Below are 17,661 nucleotides of genomic sequence, written 5' to 3'. Positions count from 1 at the left end.
CATCTCCTAACCAATGTTAGAAAGCTTCAACAACTGGCGCAGGTCGTTGAGCACGTCCTTGCCGTTGGCCCTGGCGTCGTAACGCAGCACAAGGTTGCCGTGAGGATCGATAATCCACAGTTGAGCGTCCGGTTTGCCCTGGCTCATCCGGCCATACTGGGCAAGGTCCAGCGGGTAGCGCTGCAGTTGCGGGTATTCACGTGCAAGCTTGGCCTGATAGTCCGATGCCAACGCTTGTCCGACGGCCAAGGCATGGCTTGCGCGGCTGGCATCGCGCCCCAGGCCAATTTGAATCTGCCGGGCCAGATAGACCAGTTGCTGGCAGTCCATGGCGCAATCATTCGGCGCGCTGACCAATAGCTGCCAGCGTTGCTCGTCAGCCTGCACGCCAAGGTCGGCGCGACTCTGACCATTGCCGATCAGCTCCCCGTGGTAGATACGGCTGTCGGGCACCCAAAACTGAAACTTGTACATGCCGGTAGCGAGAATCATCGGCCCGATCGTCAGCAACAGGATCACCAGCAGTTGCAACCGACCACGACCACGCCCTTGCGGAGCCTTGAGGTCAGAGGTGCTGGATGGATTCATGATGGTCCCCATGGCGTTTCTCCTTGTTGTTATGCCAGCCGAAGTAGAGGTAGAGCGCGATCAAGGCCAGCGCCAGGGCAAACCACTGCACGGCGTAGCCCAGGTGTTTTTCCGGGCCCATGACAACCACCGGCCAGTCCAGCCTGAAGGCTGCCGGACCAGGCTCAAGGCGTAATTCGTGGGCAAAACCTTCGCGTTGCAGTTGTGACCAGAACTGCGTGGCGTCTACGGCGGTCACCAAATGCGGCCAGGCACCGCCCTGTGGATCGACCTGCAGTTGAAATGCCGCACCGGGCGACACATAGACCCAAGCCTCCAGACTCAAGGGTTGATCCGGCGTACTGAAGGGCACGGGCGTGCGTCGATCAGGCCACGGCAACCAGCCACGGTTGACCAGCAGCCACAGCCCACTGGGCTGGTCATGGAACGGTTGCAGCACCTCGACGCCCGGGCGGCCATCACGCATCCGGTTATCCAGCAACAGGCTGTACTGCGCGTCGAAACGGCCATAGAGCCTGACCCGCCGATAGGCTGCATCCTCAATCAGCGGCAACCGCGCAGCGGCCACCAGATCGGCGCTGCGGCGCTCGGCATACGTGGCCAGCAACTGACGCTTCTGCTCGGCACGGCTCAATTGCCAACAGCCAAGCGCCACCAGACCGGGCAGTAGCAAAAGCACTACCAGGGTCGGCAGTACACCGGGCCGGAACGGCTTCACCCGGCCACCCCACGGTCAGTCGCTATACTGAAAGTCATCGCATCCCCCCGGAGTTTCGCCATGCTAAAAGCCGCGATTGTCCTGATGCTGCTGGCGACCATCGCCAGCCTGTTCAGCGGCCTGGTCTTTCTGGTCAAGGACGAAGGACACTCGACCCGCCTGCTCAAAGCACTCACCATTCGGGTGAGCCTGGCCGCCGCCACCCTGCTGCTCATCACATGGGGCCTCTATAGCGGCCAACTGGTTTCCCACGCCCCTTGGTAAGCCCGACTAAAGCACGTACACGAAGATAAACAGACCCACCCAGACCACATCGACGAAGTGCCAGTACCAGCTGGCGGCCTCGAACCCGAAGTGCTTGTCGGCATTGAAGTGCCCACGCAGGATGCGGATGAACATCACCAGCAGGATCACCGTGCCCAGTGTCACGTGGGCACCATGGAAACCGGTGAGCATGAAAAAGGTTGCGCCGTAGATCCCCGAACCCAGTGTCAAACCGAGCTTGGTGTAGGCCTCGTGATACTCGTAGGCCTGCAGTATCAGGAAAGAGATCCCCAACAGGATGGTCAGGCCAAGCCACAGTTTGAGTGGCCCACGATGGTCCTTCCTCAACGCGTGGTGAGCGATGGTGACGGTGACACTCGAGCTGACCAGCAAGATGGTGTTGATCAGCGGCAGATGCCAAGGGTCGATGACCTCCCTCGGCGGTGGAAACAATTTCGGATCAGGGGTCTGCAGCAACGGCCAGGCAAACTCGAAGTTTGGCCACAGCATGTGTGCCACGCCCTTGGCGCCATCACCGCCCAACCATGGCCCGGCCAGCGTGCGCACGTAGAACAATGCGCCGAAGAAGGCGAGGAAAAACATCACTTCAGAGAAGATGAACCAGGACATTCCCCAGCGGAATGAGCGGTCCAATTGTGGGCTGTATAGCCCCGCTCGACTTTCCCTGACCACCGAACCGAACCAGCCAAACAGCATGTAGGCCAGAAACAGCGCCCCGACGAAGAAGATCAGCGGCCCATGGGAATCGGGACGACCAGCCTTCATGTCGTTGAACCAGGTACCCAGGCCGAACATGGTGATCAACATCCCGATCGTGGCAATGATCGGCCACTTGCTCTGCGCCGGTACGTAGTAGTGCTGATGTGAAGCCATGGGGTGTTCTCCTTATCGAGCGCCCTTGGAAGCCTGGCCGGCCACCTGAGCCACCGGCGGCTGACGAGCGGTGATATCGAACAGCGTGTACGCCAGTGTCAGGTGCTTCACATCCTTGGGCAGGTCACGGTCAACAATGAACCGCACCGGCATTTCGATGCGTTCACCCGGTTGCAACACCTGCTGACTGAAACAGAAGCACTCGGTCTTGTGGAAATACGCCGCCGCCTCGGCCGGCGAAATACTCGGAATCGCCTGGGCCGTCATCGGCCGGTTGCTGGGGTTGCGGGCCACGAAAATCATCTGGTTCACCGCACCAGGGTGCACATCCAACTGATCTGACTTGGAATAGAAGTCCCAGACCATGTCGCTGGCATTGGTCGACATGAACTGCACCTTCACCGTACGGCTCGGATCACTGACCTGGCTGCCCTCGTACTGCCCGCCGGTCTTGCCGTTGATGCCAAAGGCCTTGCACATGACGTCGTAGATCGGCACCAGGGCAAAACCAAAGACGAACATCACCACCGCCAGCAGCATCAGCCGGACGATCAGTGTCCGCATGGCGATTTGCCCGCTCATGGCTCGCTCCCTGAACCGCCCAAGGCACTGTTCATTTGACCTCCGGCGGGGTTACGAACGTGTGGTAAGGCGCAGGCGAAGGAATCGTCCACTCCAGGCCATCCGCTCCGTCCCAGGGTTTGGCCGGGGCCGGTTTGCCGCCCCGAATGCACTTGATGACGATGAACAGGAAGAACAGCTGCGTGGCGCCGAAGGTGAACGCACCAATCGAGGAGATCATGTTGAAGTCGGCGAACTGCAGGTTGTAGTCCGGGATCCGCCGAGGCATGCCCGCTAGGCCAACAAAATGCATCGGGAAGAAGGCCATGTTCATGCCAATGAACGACAGCCAGAAGTGCAGCTTGCCCAGCGTCTCGTCATACATGTGCCCGGTCCACTTCGGCAGCCAGTAGTAGGCCGAGGCGAAGATCCCGAAGATCGCCCCCGGCACCAGCACGTAGTGGAAATGCGCGACCACAAAGTACGTGTCGTGGTATTGGAAGTCCGCCGGGGCAATGGCCAGCATCAGCCCGGAGAAACCACCGATGGTGAACAGAATCACGAAGGCCACGGCAAACAGCATGGGCGTCTCGAAGGTCAGCGAGCCCTGCCACATGGTGCTCACCCAGTTGAACACCTTCACCCCGGTAGGCACTGCGATCAACATGGTGGCGTACATGAAGAACAGCTCGCCGACCACCGGAATACCGACCACGAACATGTGGTGCGCCCAGACAATGAAGGACAGGAAGGCAATCGCACCGGTGGCGTAGACCATCGAGGTGTACCCGAACAGCGGTTTGCGCGAGAACGCCGGAATGATCGAACTGACCGCGCCGAAAGCCGGCAGGATCATGATGTACACCTCGGGATGGCCGAAGAACCAGAACACGTGCTGGAACAGCACCGGATCGCCACCGCCAGCGGCGCTGAAGAAGCTGGTGCCAAAATGGATGTCCATCAGCATCATCGTCACCACCCCGGCCAGCACCGGCATCACGGCGATCAGCAAGAACGCGGTAATCAGCCAGGTCCAGACGAACAACGGCATTTTCATCAGGGTCATGCCGGGTGCGCGCAAGTTGAGAATGGTCGCGATGACGTTGATCGCCCCCATGATCGAGCTGATACCCATCAGGTGGATAGCGAAGATGAAGAAGGTCACACTCTCTGGCGCATAGGTGGTCGACAGCGGCGCGTAGAAGGTCCAACCGAAGTTCGGTCCGCCACCCGGCATGAACAGGGTCGAGACCAGCAGCAGAAAGGCCGCGGGCAACAGCCAGAAGCTGAAGTTGTTCATCCGCGGCAGCGCCATGTCCGGCGCACCGATCATCAGCGGAATCATCCAGTTGGCCAACCCGACGAAGGCCGGCATCACGGCACCGAAGACCATCACCAGGCCGTGCATGGTGGTCATCTGGTTGAAGAACTCCGGCTGGACGATCTGCAGACCCGGCTGGAACAGTTCGGCGCGGATCACCATGGCAAACGAGCCGCCCAACAGGAATGCGCAGAAGCTGAACCACAGGTACATCGTGCCGATGTCTTTATGGTTGGTGGTCAGCACCCAACGCATCAGGCCCTTGGCCGGGCCGTGGGCGTGGTCAGCGCCGGCATGACCGTGGTCGTCGATCACTGCACTCATGTCCTGTCTCCTGCAATCCGCTGTACGTGGCTGGCCACGCGGCCAACGCGAGTTCCGACGAAGGGCCGGTTCATTGGCTTTCTGCCTGCTTGAGCGCCAGTACATCCTTGGGTGTGACCATGTCGCCCTTGTTGTTGCCCCAGGCGTTGCGCTCGTAGGTCACCACCGCAGCAATATCCACTTCCGACAGCTGCTTGCCGAACGCAGCCATCGCCGTGCCGGGCTTGCCGTGGAACACGATATTCAAGTGCCCCTCCTTAGGCCCGGTGGCGATTTTCGAGCCCTTGAGCGCCGGGAACATCGGCGGCAGGCCTTGCCCCTCGGCCTGGTGACAGGCCACGCAGGTGGTGTGGTAAACCTTGTCGCCGCGCTCCACCAGTTCCTGCAGCGTCCATTCCTTACTGGTCAGCTCCTTAAGCTTGGCGCTCTCAGCCTTGCGTTCGGCCAGCCAGGCATCGAAGTCGGGCTTGGACTTGACCTCGACCACGATCGGCATGAAGCCATGGTCCTTGCCACACAGCTCCGTGCATTGGCCCCGGTAGATTCCGGGCTTCTTGACCCGGGTCCAGGCCTCGTTGACGAAGCCCGGAATCGCATCACGCTTCACGGCGAAAGCCGGCATCCACCAGGAGTGAATGACATCGGCTGCGGTCACCAGAAAGCGCACCTTGGCGTCGACCGGCAGCACCAGCGGCTGATCCACTTCGAGCAGGTAATGCTCGTCCTTGTGTGACTTGTTATGGATTTGATCGGCGGGCGTGGCCAGGTTGCTGAAGAACTCGACATCCTGGCCCAGGTACTTGTAATGCCATTTCCACTGGTAGCCGGTGACCTGAACATCCAGGTCTGACTCACTGGCATCGTAGATATCGATCAGCGTTTTCGTGGCCGGAATGGCCATGGCCACGAGAATCAGAAAGGGCACTACGGTCCAGAGGATCTCCACCCAGGTGTGCTCATGGAAATGAGCCGGCTCCTGCCCGGTGGAACGACGGTGGATGATCATCGACCAGAACATCGCGCCGAAGACCACCAGGCCGATGATCACGCAGATCCAGAAGATGGTCATGTGCAGGTCGAAGACTGCGTTGCTGACCTCAGTCGCACCCGGCGCCATATTCACAGTCCAGGCGGCGTGTGCCTGACCGAATACCGACCACAACAGGAGGCCCATCCAGACATGTGGATGTCGCATCATTGCGGGTTCCCCTTATCGTTCTTGTTATCCCGGAGGCATGGACCTACGGCTAAGGGTACGGCGGCCAAGACTGCACACTTTGGGGCCGAGCCCCTGCTGCAATGCAGTCGGGCCTCGTCAGCCAATCACTTTCAACCGGAGTATAGACAGCGACCCTGACCGCGCAATCGACAGGAAAAATTCAGCACAAGGGGCAAATGATCGGCGTGTCGTCCACAACCAACGACCAATACCAGCGTGTTGGCAGGTCAATATAACCTCAGACTATAAGTGTCCTCTGATTATGAAAAATGCGTCTTAATCGCTCGCAGAACCGAGCTACCTTATGTCTTCCGTTTGTAATCCTTTGTCCCTGGAGTTGTCATGAACATCGCCGCATTGCGCGAGCAGATCACCCGTGCCCATCAACATGAAGCCGAAACCGGCCAGCTGAAACAGCAACTCGCACAACAACTGCCACACCTGCACCCGGCGATCCAACTGCCGGAACAGGATGCTCAAGGCGTACTGACACGTTTCGTCAGCGCCTACATCGATCAGGTGCCAGAGGTATTGGAAGCCGCCCACGACGTTGCTCGTGAAGCGGGCATCGAATCGCAGATCAAACCGGTGTTGATGATTGCCGAGGCGTATTTCGTCACGCCGCCAACGATCCTGGAGGGCCATGTCGGCCTCGACAGCCTGCTCGATGAAGCCTACCTGGCCCATCGCCTGGTCGAGGAAGTGAACGACGTCTACATCAAGCACTTCCAGCAGCCACTGATTCCGCTGGACACCACGGTCGCCAACCTGATCGCCCACCAACTGATCGGCGAAAGCTTCGCCAACCAATTGGACGAAGTGGTACACCACTCTGTGGATAACCTGCTCAATGAGGAAAGCTTCGCCCTGGAGTCGGTGGAAGCCTACCGAGAGAAACTCAGCAGCCCGGATACCGGTGCCGCCTGGAAGCGCTGGCCATGCCTGTCTCGCCAATTGGGCGTGGGCCTGGATCTCGACCAATCAGCCTGAACACACGCCTGAGCTGCCGGACTTGCCGGCAGGGTCAGGCGCACGTAGCTAGAAACGCCCCTTGGGGGTCGCGCAGGGAATAGGTTGCCCGACGGTCAACGGCAGGAACGCGTCGTGCTCGGCATCGTAAGCACTGATCTCGCTGGTCTCGATGTTGTAAATCCAGCCATGGATGAACAGCTGGCCGGCCGCCATGCGCGAGGCTACCGAAGGATGTGTGCGCAAATGCTGCAATTGCGCAATCACGTTTTCCTTGGTCAGCACCTGCATGCTTTCATGCTCAGTGCTGCAATGGCAGTTGTCCTCGACAACCGTCCTGGCGACCTCGGCATGGCGCAACCAGGCCTTTACGGTCGGCATTTTCTCCAGGCTCTGCGGGTTCAGTACCGCACGCATCGCACCACAATCAGAGTGGCCACAGACGATGATGTGGTGCACACCAAGCGCCATGACAGCGTATTCGATCGCGGTGGAAACACCGCCGTTCATTTGCCCGTAGGGCGGCACCACGTTACCAACATTACGGGTTACGAACAGGTCGCCCGGCGAGCTCTGAGTGATCAGTTCAGGGACAATCCGCGAGTCTGCACAGGTGATGAACATCGCTCGTGGTTTCTGCGCGGTGGCGAGCTTCTTGAACAGCTCTTCCTGTTGCGGAAAGACCTCATGATGAAAACGCAGAAAGCCGTCGACGATATGCTTGAGTGCAGCGTCGGCATCGTTGGCATCAACCACCGGGCCGGACGGAGAGGGTTCCTTGTCTTGCATGATTTATCCTCTGTGACGGTTTGAACGTTAATGCCATATTAACGGGATATTGATTCAGGCAAAGCGTGACGATTAGATGACGTCACTGACTCACCCATCACAACCGCAAGCCTCATTCACAGCAAAGACAATTGCCCCCCCGGTGGGAAAAACGCGCTGCAATCCAGCCCAGGCCCTTCGCGCCGGTTCAGCCCCAGACGACGGATCGCCGTGCTGAAGCGTTGCGCCAACAGTTCGGCAAACACCCCCTCACCACGCATCCGCGCACCGAATCGGCTGTCGTACAAGTCACCGCCTCGACTCTGACGAATCAGGCTGAGCACATGGGCAGCCCGTTGCGGGTAGTGGTCGAGCAGCCAGTGCTCGAACAGCGGCGCGACCTCCAAAGGCAAGCGCAACAGCATGTACGCAGCGCTCAAGGCCCCCGCACCCTTGGCCGCTTCCAGCAGCCGTTCAAGCTCACTGTCATTGATCATCGGAATCATTGGCGAGCACAGCACGCCCACCGGAACACCTGCCTCGCGCATGACCCGAATGGCCCGCAAGCGGGCCTTCGGTGCCGCCGCCCGGGGTTCCAGAACACGCTTGAGCTCATCGTCGAGCGTGGTGAGGCTGATCATTACCCTCACCAATCGCTGCTGGGCCAGCTCGGCCAACAGGTCCAGGTCACGCAGGATCAGCGAACCCTTGGTCACTATCGTGACCGGATGGCGGTAGCGCAACAGCACCTCCAGCAGGCGACGAGTCAGCTTCTGCTCGCGTTCGATCGGCTGATAGGGGTCGGTATTGGAACCCAGGTTGATCGGCGCACAGACGTAACCCGGCTTGGAGAGTTGCTGTTCCAGCACAGCAGCCGCATTGGTCTTGGCGATCAACTTGGTCTCGAAGTCCAGCCCTGGCGACAGGTCCCAATACGCATGACTGGGCCTTGCATAGCAGTAGATGCAACCATGCTCACAGCCCCGGTAAGGGTTGATAGAGCGGTCGAAGGGCAGGTCTGGCGAGCTGTTGCGGGTGATGATGGTCTTGGCTGTTTCGATGCGGACTTCAGTACTCTGCGTGAGCGGGACTTCCTGATACCAGCCGTCATCCTCGACCACCGAGCGGTTCAGCGCGAAGCGGTTGTGCGGATTGCTCGCAGTACCGCGGCCACGCACGGGGAGTGGAGTGGACATAAAAACGCCCTCTATACTGTTTTTATATACAGTATAGAGGGCGATAACCAATTACCAGAGCCGTCTGGCGCCTGGCACTGCCGAGCCGATTACTCGGCTGGCTTCTTCAGCTTCGGGTTCGGAAAGAACTGAACCGTCTGCACCGCAGGCCTGGCCGGCTTGAGCTCGACATGATTGACCCGCGTGCCGAGCTCCTTCGGTACCGACAAGCCCTGTTCATTGAGGGTATCGGTGAAACCGCAGGCTACACACTCACGGTGTGGGACGCTGTCTTCGCTCCACATCATCAACTTGTCCGGCTCACTGCATGCCGGGCAAACAGCACCGGCGATAAAGCGTCGTTTCGTTACATTCACATTCACATGCGCTTCGCTCATGCCGCCACATCCTCACTCAGACCACTGTGACGCAAGAGTGCATCGATTGACGGCTCACGGCCACGGAAGTCGACGAACAGCAGCATCGGCTCCTGCGAACCACCGCGCGCCAGCACCGCCTCACGGAAAGCACGTCCGGTTTCAGCGTTCAGTACACCTTCCTCTTCAAAACGCGAAAACGCGTCCGCCGAGAGCACTTCGGCCCACTTGTAGCTGTAGTAACCCGCGGCATAGCCGCCAGCAAAGATGTGCGCAAAGCTGTTGGGGAAGCGGTTATACGCTGGAGGACGCATGACCGAGACTTCGTCACGGATGCTTTCAAGTACGTCCATCACGCTGCGACCATCGCCATGGTGAGCATGCAGTTCAAAGTCGAACAGCGAGAACTCCAGTTGGCGCAGCATCATCAGACCGGACTGGAAGTTCTTCGCCGCCAGCATTTTCTCCAGCAGGTCCTTGGGCAGTGCTTCGCCGGTTTCGTAATGCCCTGAAATCAGCGCCAGGCTTTCAGGATCCCAGCACCAGTTTTCCATGAACTGGCTCGGCAACTCGACAGCATCCCACGCCACACCATTGATACCGGAAACACCTGCATGCTCGATGCGCGTCAACAGGTGGTGCAGGCCGTGGCCGAACTCGTGGAACAGCGTGGTAACTTCATCGTGGGTCAGCAACGCTGGCTTGCCGGGCGCTGCCGGGGTGAAGTTGCACACCAGGTTGGCGACCGGGTTCTGCAGATCACCCGTCGCGGTGCGCCGACGGTCGCGAGCGCCGTCCATCCAGGCGCCGCCGCGCTTGTTGGCGCGTGCATACAGGTCGAAGAAGAAGCGCCCGACGTGCTGGCCGTGCTCCTTGATCTCGAAAAGACGCACGTCCGGGTGCCAGCTGTCGAAACCTTTGAGTTCGGTAATTTCGATGCCGTACAAACGCTGAACGATGGCGAACAGGCCGGTCAGCACCTTATCGATCGGGAAGTAGGCACGCAGGGTTTCCTGGGAAACGCTGTAGCGCTGCTCACGCAGCTTCTCGCCAAAGTAACCGCTGTCCCAGCTCTGCAGATCAGCACACCCTTGCTCGGCCGCGTAGGCCTTGAGCTGAGCCAGATCCTGAGCCGCGAACGGCTTGCTGCGTTTGGCCAGATCACGCAGGAAACTCAACACCTGATCGCTGGACTCGGCCATCTTGGTCGCCAGGCTCAACTCGGCGAAGTTGGCGAAACCAAGCAGGCCGGCCAACTCCTGACGCAGGTCGAGGATTTCGCTCATCACCGGGCCATTGTCGAACTGGCCGGCATTCGGGCCCTGGTCGGACGCACGGGTGCAGTACGCGGCGTAGACTTCTTCACGCAGGGCGCGATCCTGGGCGTAGGTCATCACGGCGTAATAGCTTGGGAACTCCAGGCTGATCAGCCAACCATCGAGGCCCTTGGCCTGGGCTGCTGCGGCCATTTGCGCCTTGGCCGAATCGGTCAGGCCAGCCAGAGCCGCTTCGTCAGTAACGTGCTTGGTCCAGGCCTGGGTCGCGTCCAACAGTTGGTTGGAGAACCGGCTGCCCAGTTCCGACAACTTGCTCTGGACCTCGGCATAACGCTGTTGCTTGTCTGCAGGCAGGTCGATACCCGACAGACGGAAGTCACGCAGGGCGTGTTCGATGATGGTTTTCTGCGCCACATCGAAGTGTGCTGCCGCCGGGCTGGCGGCCAGGGCCTGATAAGCCTGGAACAGCTCGCGGTTCTGCCCAAGCTCGGTGGCGTAGGCGCTAAGTGCGGGCAAACAAGACTCGTAGGCCTCACGCAGTTCGGCACTGTTGCACACTGCATTGAGGTGGCTGACCGGGCTCCAGGCCGCGCCCAGACGGTCGTTGAGTTCATCCATGGCCAAGACCAGGCCTTCCCAGGTGGGGTTCTCACCCTGGGATTTCAGAATGGCGGCGATGGCACTACGGTTGTCGGCCAGGATCTGTTCAATCGCCGGCAGCACATGCTCGGCACGGATCGCCGAGAAGGGCGGCAGGTCGTAGGACTGCAGAAGCGGGTTGTTCGCACTCACGGTTAAACACCTTGGCAGAAGAAACACAGGCCCATCTTAATTACAATCAGCGCTCCCCGCAGCTATCCAAAGTTATACATGCCATACAAGGAAACGATCATGGCCATCCGCAGTTTCCAGAACCACACGCCACGCCTGGGCGAACGGGCCTTTGTCGACCGCTCGGCGGTCGTGCTGGGTGATGTCGAGATCGACGACGACAGCTCTGTCTGGCCACTGACCGTGATTCGTGGCGACATGCATCGTATCCGCATCGGTGCGCGCACCAGCGTGCAGGATGCCAGCGTGTTGCATATCACCCACGCAGGCCCCTTCAACCCGGACGGCTTCCCGCTGCTGATCGGCGACGACGTGACCATCGGCCACAAGGTCATGCTGCACGGCTGCACACTTGGCAACCGGATCCTGGTGGGCATGGGCAGCACGATCATGGACGGTGCGGTGGTCGAGGATGAGGTGATCATCGGGGCAGGCAGCCTGGTGCCCCCGGGCAAGCGCCTGGAAAGCGGCTTCCTCTATGTTGGCAGCCCGGTCAAGCAGGCACGCCCGCTGACCGACAAGGAGCGCGCCTTCTTCCCTTACAGCGCCGCCAACTACGTCAAGCTCAAGGACCAGCACCTGGCTGAAGGCTACGATCGCCCGGAATGACGTTATCCACAGCCCAACAGAGATTGCCATGCACTATCAGAACATTCTCTTCGACCTGGACGGCACCCTGACCGATCCGCGCGAAGGCATCACCCGCTCGATCCAGTATGCGTTGAGCAAACTGGGCATCGACGAACCAGACTTGAGCCGCCTGGAGCACTTCATCGGCCCGCCATTGCTGCAGGCCTTCATGCAGTTCTATGACTTTGACGAAGCGCGCGCCTGGGATGCGGTGAATTTCTACCGCGAGCGTTTCAAAGTCACCGGGCTTTACGAGAACCGCGTCTTCGAGGGTGTGGGCGAACTGTTGCAGGCGCTGGAAGGACAGGGCAGGACGCTGTACATCGCGACCTCAAAGCCTTGGGTGTACGCCCGCGAAATCGCCAGGCACTTCGAGTTCGATCGCCACTTCAAGGTGATCTACGGCAGTGAACTGGACGGCACCCGCACCGACAAGATCGAACTGATCGCCCACCTGCTTGAGCAAGAGCAACTGGAGCCGGCGCAAACCCTGATGATCGGTGACCGCAAACACGACCTGATCGGCGCCCGTCGCAACGGCCTGGACGCAGCAGCCGTGGGGTATGGCTTTGGTAGCTTCGAGGAGCTCAACGCCGAACAACCGGCCTACCACTTCGCCACGCTGAGCGAACTGCATCGAGCCTTTCTGTAACGCGCGCAGATGGCAAGGCCGTGTCCGTCAGTGCAAGGCAGTCACCAGCGCCTGCTTGCGTTGCACTGGCGGCAACCGCCCCCACGCCTCCGCAGCGGCGTAAAAGGCCGTCCAATCGCCATTCACCTGCTTGAACAACGCGGCAAACGCCGGCACCCACTGGTCATACAGGCCGAAGGGCAAAAGCTTGGCGTTGTTCAGCGGTGATTCAACCCAGGCATCAAACCGGCCAACACCGCCCCACGCAGTATCGCGCAACGCCCGGTACTCCCGACGCAAGCGCTCGAATTCGGCCGCTTTCGCCGCACGTTTGGCCGGTACTGCCAGTGGTTCAGCGTACAGTGCCTTCAAGCGCTCACGGCTGGCCAACACCAGGCCCGTGAACTGGTCGCGCTGTTGGCTGGCACTGTCCTGCAGCGGCGGCAGGTTGCGCGCCTTGCGCCATTGGCGCGTGCCTTCCTGCTCGACGAAGGTGGCAAAAGATTCGTTGAACTCGGTGTCATCCTTCACATACACGCGCTGGTGGGCCAGTTCATGAAAGATCAACGTGGCCAAACGCTCATCACCCCAACCCATCATCGAACTGAGGATAGGGTCATCGAACCAGCCCAGTGTCGAATAGGCTTGTACGCCGCCAATGTAGACATCCTGCCCTTGCTGTCGGGCCAGTGCCGCAGCACCGCGCGCCGCGCTCTGGCTGTAGTAGCCGCGATAGGCCACACAACCGGCAACAGGAAAACAATGAGTGAGGGGTTCGAGGTCAAACTCGGGGGTTGCGAACACGTTCCACACCACAAACGGCCGACCAATATCGGCGTACACCCGATAACTGCGGTTGTCCGGCAGCTTCAGTTGCGTACTGGCGAAGGCCCGGGCCTGCTCTGCCTGCGCCAGATGCTTGCGCAAGGTCGCATCGCGCGCGGGGTCGGCGATGATCTCGGCCACAGGCTCGCGGGCTTGCAGCAGGTGCCACTGGCCGCTGGCCAACTGGCTGTAGTAACCGAGGCTGGAACAACCGCTGAGCAGCAAAAGCGCTGACAGGGGAACCAACAGTCGGCTGCTGCGGTCGAGTACCCGGAGACCTGAGCGCAGCAAAAAAATCAGTCGAATCATGACGCCAGGCGTCCCGCTCAAGTCCTTGTCGCCCCAAGACTATCCTGCCAACCCGGAGTTTTGCCATGCGTACGATGTTTGTTGCCTGCAGCCTGCTGATTCTGTCCGGTTGCGCAGGCCTTCCCGCACCCGACCCCAACCAGGCCTGGATCGACCTGACACCCCATCCGGACGAGTCACTGCATGCGGTAGAAGTGGACGAGCGTAGCTGGGCCGACAAACGCTACTTTGAAGTCTCCCCCGGCAGCCATGAGCTGACGGTGCGTTATCAGTTCCCGGTCGCGCCCGGTAACATCGGCCCGGTCAGCGAGCCGCTGTGGCGCGATTGCCAGCTGAATGTGAAATACAAGGACTTCAATGCCGGTCAGCGCTACCAGCTAAAGGCGGGGAGTACCGGCTTGAACCCCTGGGTGAAACTCTATGATGAGCAACATCGGGTGGTTGGCAAGGGGCTACCGGCAGGCTGTCAACGCACCTGAAGTGCCTAATGGCGCTATGCTTGAACTTTGAAACCTGCCATTGGAGACCATCATGCGCCAGCCGCTGATGTTGCTCACCGTCAGTACCTTGGCCGCCTGCAGCAATCCCTTGCCCCCCATCGATACCAAGCAGGCCTGGGTCGACCTCTACACTATTACCCCTGGCCGACTGGTCATGGCTGATCGTCTGGACGGCACACGCCTGATCGATGGTCGCTACTTCCAGGTACCGCCAGGGCCCCACGAGTTGATCGTGCGCTTCGACTACGAGGTTTATGCCGGCGGTTTCACCAGCGAACCGGTCGAAAGAACCTGCTACCTCACCGTTCGCTACGATAATTTTCAAGCAGGCCAACGTTACCGCCTGGAAGCCCGCGCACTGAGCATGACCCCCAATGCGTGGCTGTACGACGCCGACCGCAAGGTACTCGCGGAGGAGCGAGACGTGCACTGCATTCCTTGAGACCTAGCGATCATTCTTCTGGTAAATGATCTTTCGGGTTCCGCCATCGCAACTACCCACCACCATGTTCTGGTCGTGGACTTCGTTATTGGGGACGATTTCCAGGGTATAGGAGGTGACGCCACGCGCCTGGATCTTGGCCTCGATTTCGGCCTTGAGTTCCTCACAAGGCTTGGGCGCAGCCAGTACTGCCGATGCCATCAGCATGCCCAGTACAGTAAATGCAAAACGAATCATGGGACTACTCCTGGGTGGTGGCACGAAGGTTCGCGCCTTGTCTGCTTTCAGAGGCCGATACGGCAAGCAAGTTCAGCTCGATTTCATAGGCGGGCATTGAATCTCTGGAATATGCCCATACAGAGCCAGCAGGGTCGTCGCTCGACGCCGGCCAAACGACTGCCCAGGAGCCCCAACAGCCCATGAAGCGACTTGCCGATATCAAGATTTCCACACTCGACCTGGTGCCAGTACGCCAGGACGGTGGCCCGGCACAAGCCCTGAGAAACTCCCTCGATCTTGCGCGTAACGTCGAGAGATTCGGCTATAACCGCTTTTGGGTCGCCGAACACCACAACATGGACGGCATTGCCAGTTCGGCCACGGCGGTACTGCTCAGTTACCTGGCGGGAGGCACCTCGACGATCCGCGTCGGTGCCGGTGGCGTCATGCTGCCAAACCACGCGCCACTGGTGATTGCCGAACAGTTCGGCACCCTGGCCAGCCTCTATCCAGGCCGTATCGACCTGGGCCTGGGGCGTGCGCCAGGCTCCGATCAACTGACAGCCCGTGCCCTGCGCCGTGAGCGCTCCGGCAGTGCCGACGACTTCCCAGAGGATGTCGCCGAACTGGTGCGCTACCTGGGCCCACGTACGGCTGATCAAAAAGTGATCGCCGTGCCTGGCTATGGCACCGAGGTGCCGATCTGGCTGCTCGGATCAAGCCTGTTCAGCGCCCAGCTAGCCGGTCAGCGTGGCTTGCCCTACGCCTTCGCCTCGCATTTCGCCCCCCGCTACATGCACGAGGCGATTCGCGTGTATCGCAACCATTTCCAGCCCTCTGCGGTGCTCGAAAAACCTTACGTGATGCTCGGCGTACCGCTGGTCGCCGCCGATACCGACGAGCAGGCCGACTACCTGGCCACCTCGGTGTACCAGCGCATCCTGGCGTTGATGCGCGGGCAAAGCCTGATGCAACGCCCACCGGTAGCGTCAATGGACGGCCTCTGGTTGCCTCACGAGCGCGAAGCGGTGGGCAGTTTCCTTGGGCTGGCAATGGTCGGTGGGCCGGAGAAAATCCGCGCCAAACTGGAGGTATTGCTGGAGCAGACCCAGGCCGATGAGCTGATCTTCACCTGCGACCTGTATGAGCATGCTGACCGGATACGGTCTTACGAGTTGTTGGCGCAGACGGTGCTGGGCGACCGATAACGGTATCCTGACATTCGCGTGGCAACGCCGGCTCCTGCGCAGGTATAAACCGCGGGAGCCGACGCTTACTGGCTTAACCGCGTTTGTAGACGATTTCCTTGGTACCGCCCTCGCAGGTACCTACGACTTTTCCACCCGCAGCGGCGCCTTTGGCAACGATCTCCAGCGAATAACCGGAAACACCTTTCGCCTTGAGCTTCGCGTCGATCTCGCTTTTCAACGCTTCGCACGGTTTGCCGGCTGCCAACGCCGTTCCGGCGAGCATCATCAAACCGAAAGCCATCACCACCTTCTTCATCGATCGCATTCCTTGTTCAGATCAAAAAGAAACGGGTACCGGACGCTGCCCGGCATCATTACCTATTTACCCCAAGCTGCGCGTTCAAGCCAGCACTGTGGCATCAGGACGCATCAACTGTTGGCAATCCGAAAGCCCACCTTGAGCGTCACTTGAAAGTGCGCGGCCTTGTTGTCCTTGATATGCCCACGGGTGTCCACCACCTCGAACCACTCCAGGTGCTGAATACTCTTGCCAGCCTCGGCCAGCGCATTGTTGATGGCCTCTTCGATGCTGTTGGGGGATGAGCCGACAAGCTCTATTTTCTTGTAGGTGTGATGATCGGACATGGCGTTTCTCCTGACTAGCCTGACTCCAGAGCCTAGCAGCGCCACACGGATTTACCTGCCGAACAGGCCCGGCTATCGCACGACCTGCTGTGCCAGTTCAGCACGCAGCCAACCGGCAAGCTGTTCGGCACGCCCATCGGCGGCGCGGCGTGGCACCCATAGCACCAACGCGGCCTGGGTCTGACAAAAGCCCCACGGCGCAGCCAGACGCCCGGCACGCAGGTCATCGGCTACCAGGGGTTGTGGCGCAATGGCAACGCCAAGGCCTGCGACAGCCGCCTCCAGCAGGTAATACAGGTGCTCGAAGTCCTGCCCATACCTCAACGCCTGCGGGTCGAGCCCCTGCTGCCGAGCCCAACTGGGCCACGCCTGTGGGCGCGAGGTGGTTTGCAGCAACGCTTCACCCAACAAGGCGCTGGCCGGCGCCTGCTGCAAACGCGCAAAGCCGCTGCAATGCGGGCTAAGCACCGGGCCGATACGTTCCTCGGCCAACACATGTACCTGCATGTCGGCTGGCCACGGCGGTTCCGCGAACACCAGAAGGGCATCCAGGCCCGGGCGACGCGGATCAAGGTCACCTTCGCCCGCAGACAGGTGCAGCCGCAATTCCGGCAGGTCGGCCTTCAAGCGGCCCAACCGCGGTATGAACCAACGCGCCAACAGGCTGCCCGAACAGCCCAGAACGAAGGGCGCCTCGGCACTGTCGCGGCTTAATTCGGCGCACACGGCACGCAGGCGCTCGAACGCATCGCTACTGGCATCCCGTAGCCGCACCCCGGCATCTGTGAGTTTAATGCCACGCCCATCCTTGACGAAAAGGCTCACCCCCAAGTGCTCCTCCAACACCTTGAGCTGACGGCTAACCGCGCCATGGGTAACGTGCAGCTGCTCGGCAGCCTGGCTGACGCTGTTCAGCCGGGCGGTCGCTTCGAACGCCCGCAAGGCGTTCAACGGAGGCAAGTCGTGGGCCATTTGATTTGTGAG

The 17,661-nt window shown here is 60.2% G+C and carries 22 protein-coding genes; 7 read left to right on the top strand and 15 right to left on the bottom strand.

Going from position 1 to position 17,661, the window contains the following annotated elements; genetic code table 11:
- Positions 1–6 precede the first annotated feature (6 nt).
- Together CS390_RS00500 and CS390_RS00495 are read right to left on the bottom strand one after the other, a co-directional pair.
- Positions 7–600 carry a hypothetical protein gene (locus tag CS390_RS00500; RefSeq protein WP_099773238.1) on the bottom strand — a complete coding sequence of 198 codons (594 nt, stop codon included), beginning with the start codon at positions 598–600 and terminating at the stop codon, positions 7–9.
- Complete coding sequence (locus CS390_RS00495) at positions 566–1,306, bottom strand: SURF1 family protein (RefSeq protein ID WP_099773237.1); 741 nt, start codon at positions 1,304–1,306, stop codon at positions 566–568. Before CS390_RS00495 ends, CS390_RS00500 begins: the two co-directional genes overlap by 35 nt.
- A 60-nt stretch (positions 1,307–1,366) precedes the next feature.
- Here CS390_RS00495 and CS390_RS00490 point away from each other — a divergent pair, with 60 nt between their 5' ends.
- Positions 1,367–1,570 (top strand): twin transmembrane helix small protein, encoded by a 204-nt coding sequence (locus CS390_RS00490; RefSeq protein ID WP_065759076.1) that lies wholly within the window; start codon positions 1,367–1,369, stop codon positions 1,568–1,570.
- Positions 1,571–1,576: 6 nt separating this feature from the next.
- On the opposite strand, the gene CS390_RS00485 is transcribed toward CS390_RS00490, so the two are convergent.
- The 4 genes from CS390_RS00485 to coxB all read right to left on the bottom strand — a co-directional run bounded on the left by CS390_RS00485 (position 1,577) and on the right by coxB (position 5,868).
- Complete coding sequence (locus CS390_RS00485; protein ID WP_099773236.1) at positions 1,577–2,464, bottom strand: cytochrome c oxidase subunit 3; 888 nt, start codon at positions 2,462–2,464, stop codon at positions 1,577–1,579.
- Between the two features lie 12 nt (positions 2,465–2,476).
- Positions 2,477–3,046, bottom strand: a complete 570-nt coding sequence (locus tag CS390_RS00480) for a cytochrome c oxidase assembly protein (protein ID WP_099773235.1) — start codon at positions 3,044–3,046, stop codon at positions 2,477–2,479.
- Between the two features lie 31 nt (positions 3,047–3,077).
- Entirely contained in the window at positions 3,078–4,670 is a 1,593-nt protein-coding gene (gene ctaD / locus CS390_RS00475; RefSeq protein WP_065759079.1) for a cytochrome c oxidase subunit I, read from the bottom strand.
- A gap of 70 nt (positions 4,671–4,740) precedes the next feature.
- Positions 4,741–5,868, bottom strand: coding sequence for a cytochrome c oxidase subunit II (coxB, locus tag CS390_RS00470; RefSeq protein ID WP_099773234.1), 1,128 nt, complete (start codon positions 5,866–5,868; stop codon positions 4,741–4,743).
- Between the two features lie 363 nt (positions 5,869–6,231).
- On the opposite strand from coxB, the gene CS390_RS00465 reads away from it, so the two are divergent.
- Positions 6,232–6,879 (top strand): hypothetical protein, encoded by a 648-nt coding sequence (locus CS390_RS00465; RefSeq protein ID WP_065759081.1) that lies wholly within the window; start codon positions 6,232–6,234, stop codon positions 6,877–6,879.
- A 48-nt stretch (positions 6,880–6,927) separates the two neighbouring features.
- On the opposite strand, the gene CS390_RS00460 is transcribed toward CS390_RS00465, so the two are convergent.
- From CS390_RS00460 to prlC, 4 genes are all read right to left on the bottom strand, one after another.
- A complete protein-coding gene (locus tag CS390_RS00460; protein ID WP_065759082.1) occupies positions 6,928–7,647 on the bottom strand; it encodes a carbonic anhydrase in 720 nt (239 codons plus the stop codon).
- A gap of 116 nt (positions 7,648–7,763) precedes the next feature.
- Positions 7,764–8,822, bottom strand: a complete 1,059-nt coding sequence (locus CS390_RS00455; RefSeq protein WP_099773233.1) for a PA0069 family radical SAM protein — start codon at positions 8,820–8,822, stop codon at positions 7,764–7,766.
- Between the two features lie 89 nt (positions 8,823–8,911).
- On the bottom strand, positions 8,912–9,199 hold the full coding sequence (locus CS390_RS00450; protein WP_065759084.1) for a YheV family putative zinc ribbon protein: 288 nt from the start codon (positions 9,197–9,199) through the stop codon (positions 8,912–8,914).
- Entirely contained in the window at positions 9,196–11,247 is a 2,052-nt protein-coding gene (prlC, locus tag CS390_RS00445) for an oligopeptidase A (RefSeq protein ID WP_099773232.1), read from the bottom strand. The genes CS390_RS00450 and prlC overlap by 4 nt, the downstream gene beginning before the upstream one ends.
- 99 nt (positions 11,248–11,346) lie before the next feature.
- Here prlC and CS390_RS00440 point away from each other — a divergent pair, with 99 nt between their 5' ends.
- The gene (locus tag CS390_RS00440) at positions 11,347–11,895 is read left to right on the top strand and encodes a gamma carbonic anhydrase family protein (RefSeq protein ID WP_099773231.1); all 549 of its coding nucleotides are present in this window, start codon (positions 11,347–11,349) and stop codon (positions 11,893–11,895) included.
- Positions 11,896–11,923: 28 nt separating this feature from the next.
- Positions 11,924–12,568 carry an HAD family hydrolase gene (locus tag CS390_RS00435; protein WP_065759087.1) on the top strand — a complete coding sequence of 215 codons (645 nt, stop codon included), beginning with the start codon at positions 11,924–11,926 and terminating at the stop codon, positions 12,566–12,568.
- Between the two features lie 27 nt (positions 12,569–12,595).
- Here the strand turns inward: CS390_RS00435 and CS390_RS00430 are convergent, their stop codons facing one another.
- Positions 12,596–13,681: an aminopeptidase gene (locus CS390_RS00430; protein ID WP_177442387.1), complete on the bottom strand. Its 1,086-nt coding sequence runs from the start codon at positions 13,679–13,681 to the stop codon at positions 12,596–12,598.
- A gap of 65 nt (positions 13,682–13,746) precedes the next feature.
- Between CS390_RS00430 and CS390_RS00425 the strand changes: the two genes are divergently transcribed.
- Positions 13,747–14,160, top strand: coding sequence for a hypothetical protein (locus CS390_RS00425; RefSeq protein ID WP_065759088.1), 414 nt, complete (start codon positions 13,747–13,749; stop codon positions 14,158–14,160).
- A gap of 52 nt (positions 14,161–14,212) precedes the next feature.
- On the top strand, positions 14,213–14,623 hold the full coding sequence (locus CS390_RS00420; RefSeq protein ID WP_065759089.1) for a hypothetical protein: 411 nt from the start codon (positions 14,213–14,215) through the stop codon (positions 14,621–14,623).
- A gap of 3 nt (positions 14,624–14,626) precedes the next feature.
- On the opposite strand, the gene CS390_RS00415 is transcribed toward CS390_RS00420, so the two are convergent.
- Entirely contained in the window at positions 14,627–14,860 is a 234-nt protein-coding gene (locus tag CS390_RS00415; RefSeq protein ID WP_065759090.1) for a DUF1161 domain-containing protein, read from the bottom strand.
- A gap of 182 nt (positions 14,861–15,042) precedes the next feature.
- On the opposite strand from CS390_RS00415, the gene CS390_RS00410 reads away from it, so the two are divergent.
- Entirely contained in the window at positions 15,043–16,050 is a 1,008-nt protein-coding gene (locus CS390_RS00410) for an LLM class flavin-dependent oxidoreductase (protein ID WP_099773230.1), read from the top strand.
- Between the two features lie 73 nt (positions 16,051–16,123).
- Here the strand turns inward: CS390_RS00410 and CS390_RS00405 are convergent, their stop codons facing one another.
- From CS390_RS00405 to CS390_RS00395, 3 genes are all read right to left on the bottom strand, one after another.
- Complete coding sequence (locus tag CS390_RS00405) at positions 16,124–16,348, bottom strand: DUF1161 domain-containing protein (RefSeq protein WP_065759092.1); 225 nt, start codon at positions 16,346–16,348, stop codon at positions 16,124–16,126.
- A 113-nt stretch (positions 16,349–16,461) separates the two neighbouring features.
- Complete coding sequence (locus CS390_RS00400) at positions 16,462–16,677, bottom strand: dodecin (protein ID WP_065759093.1); 216 nt, start codon at positions 16,675–16,677, stop codon at positions 16,462–16,464.
- Positions 16,678–16,749: 72 nt separating this feature from the next.
- Positions 16,750–17,649: a LysR family transcriptional regulator gene (locus tag CS390_RS00395; RefSeq protein WP_065759094.1), complete on the bottom strand. Its 900-nt coding sequence runs from the start codon at positions 17,647–17,649 to the stop codon at positions 16,750–16,752.
- Between the last annotated feature and the right edge of the window lie 12 nt (positions 17,650–17,661).

The sequence above is a fragment of the Pseudomonas sp. HLS-6 genome (assembly GCF_002753995.1).
Taxonomy (GTDB): Bacteria; Pseudomonadota; Gammaproteobacteria; order Pseudomonadales; family Pseudomonadaceae; genus Aquipseudomonas; species Aquipseudomonas defluvii.
Note: the sequence above shows the minus strand (reverse complement) of the source record. Positions and strands in the feature narration are given on the sequence as shown.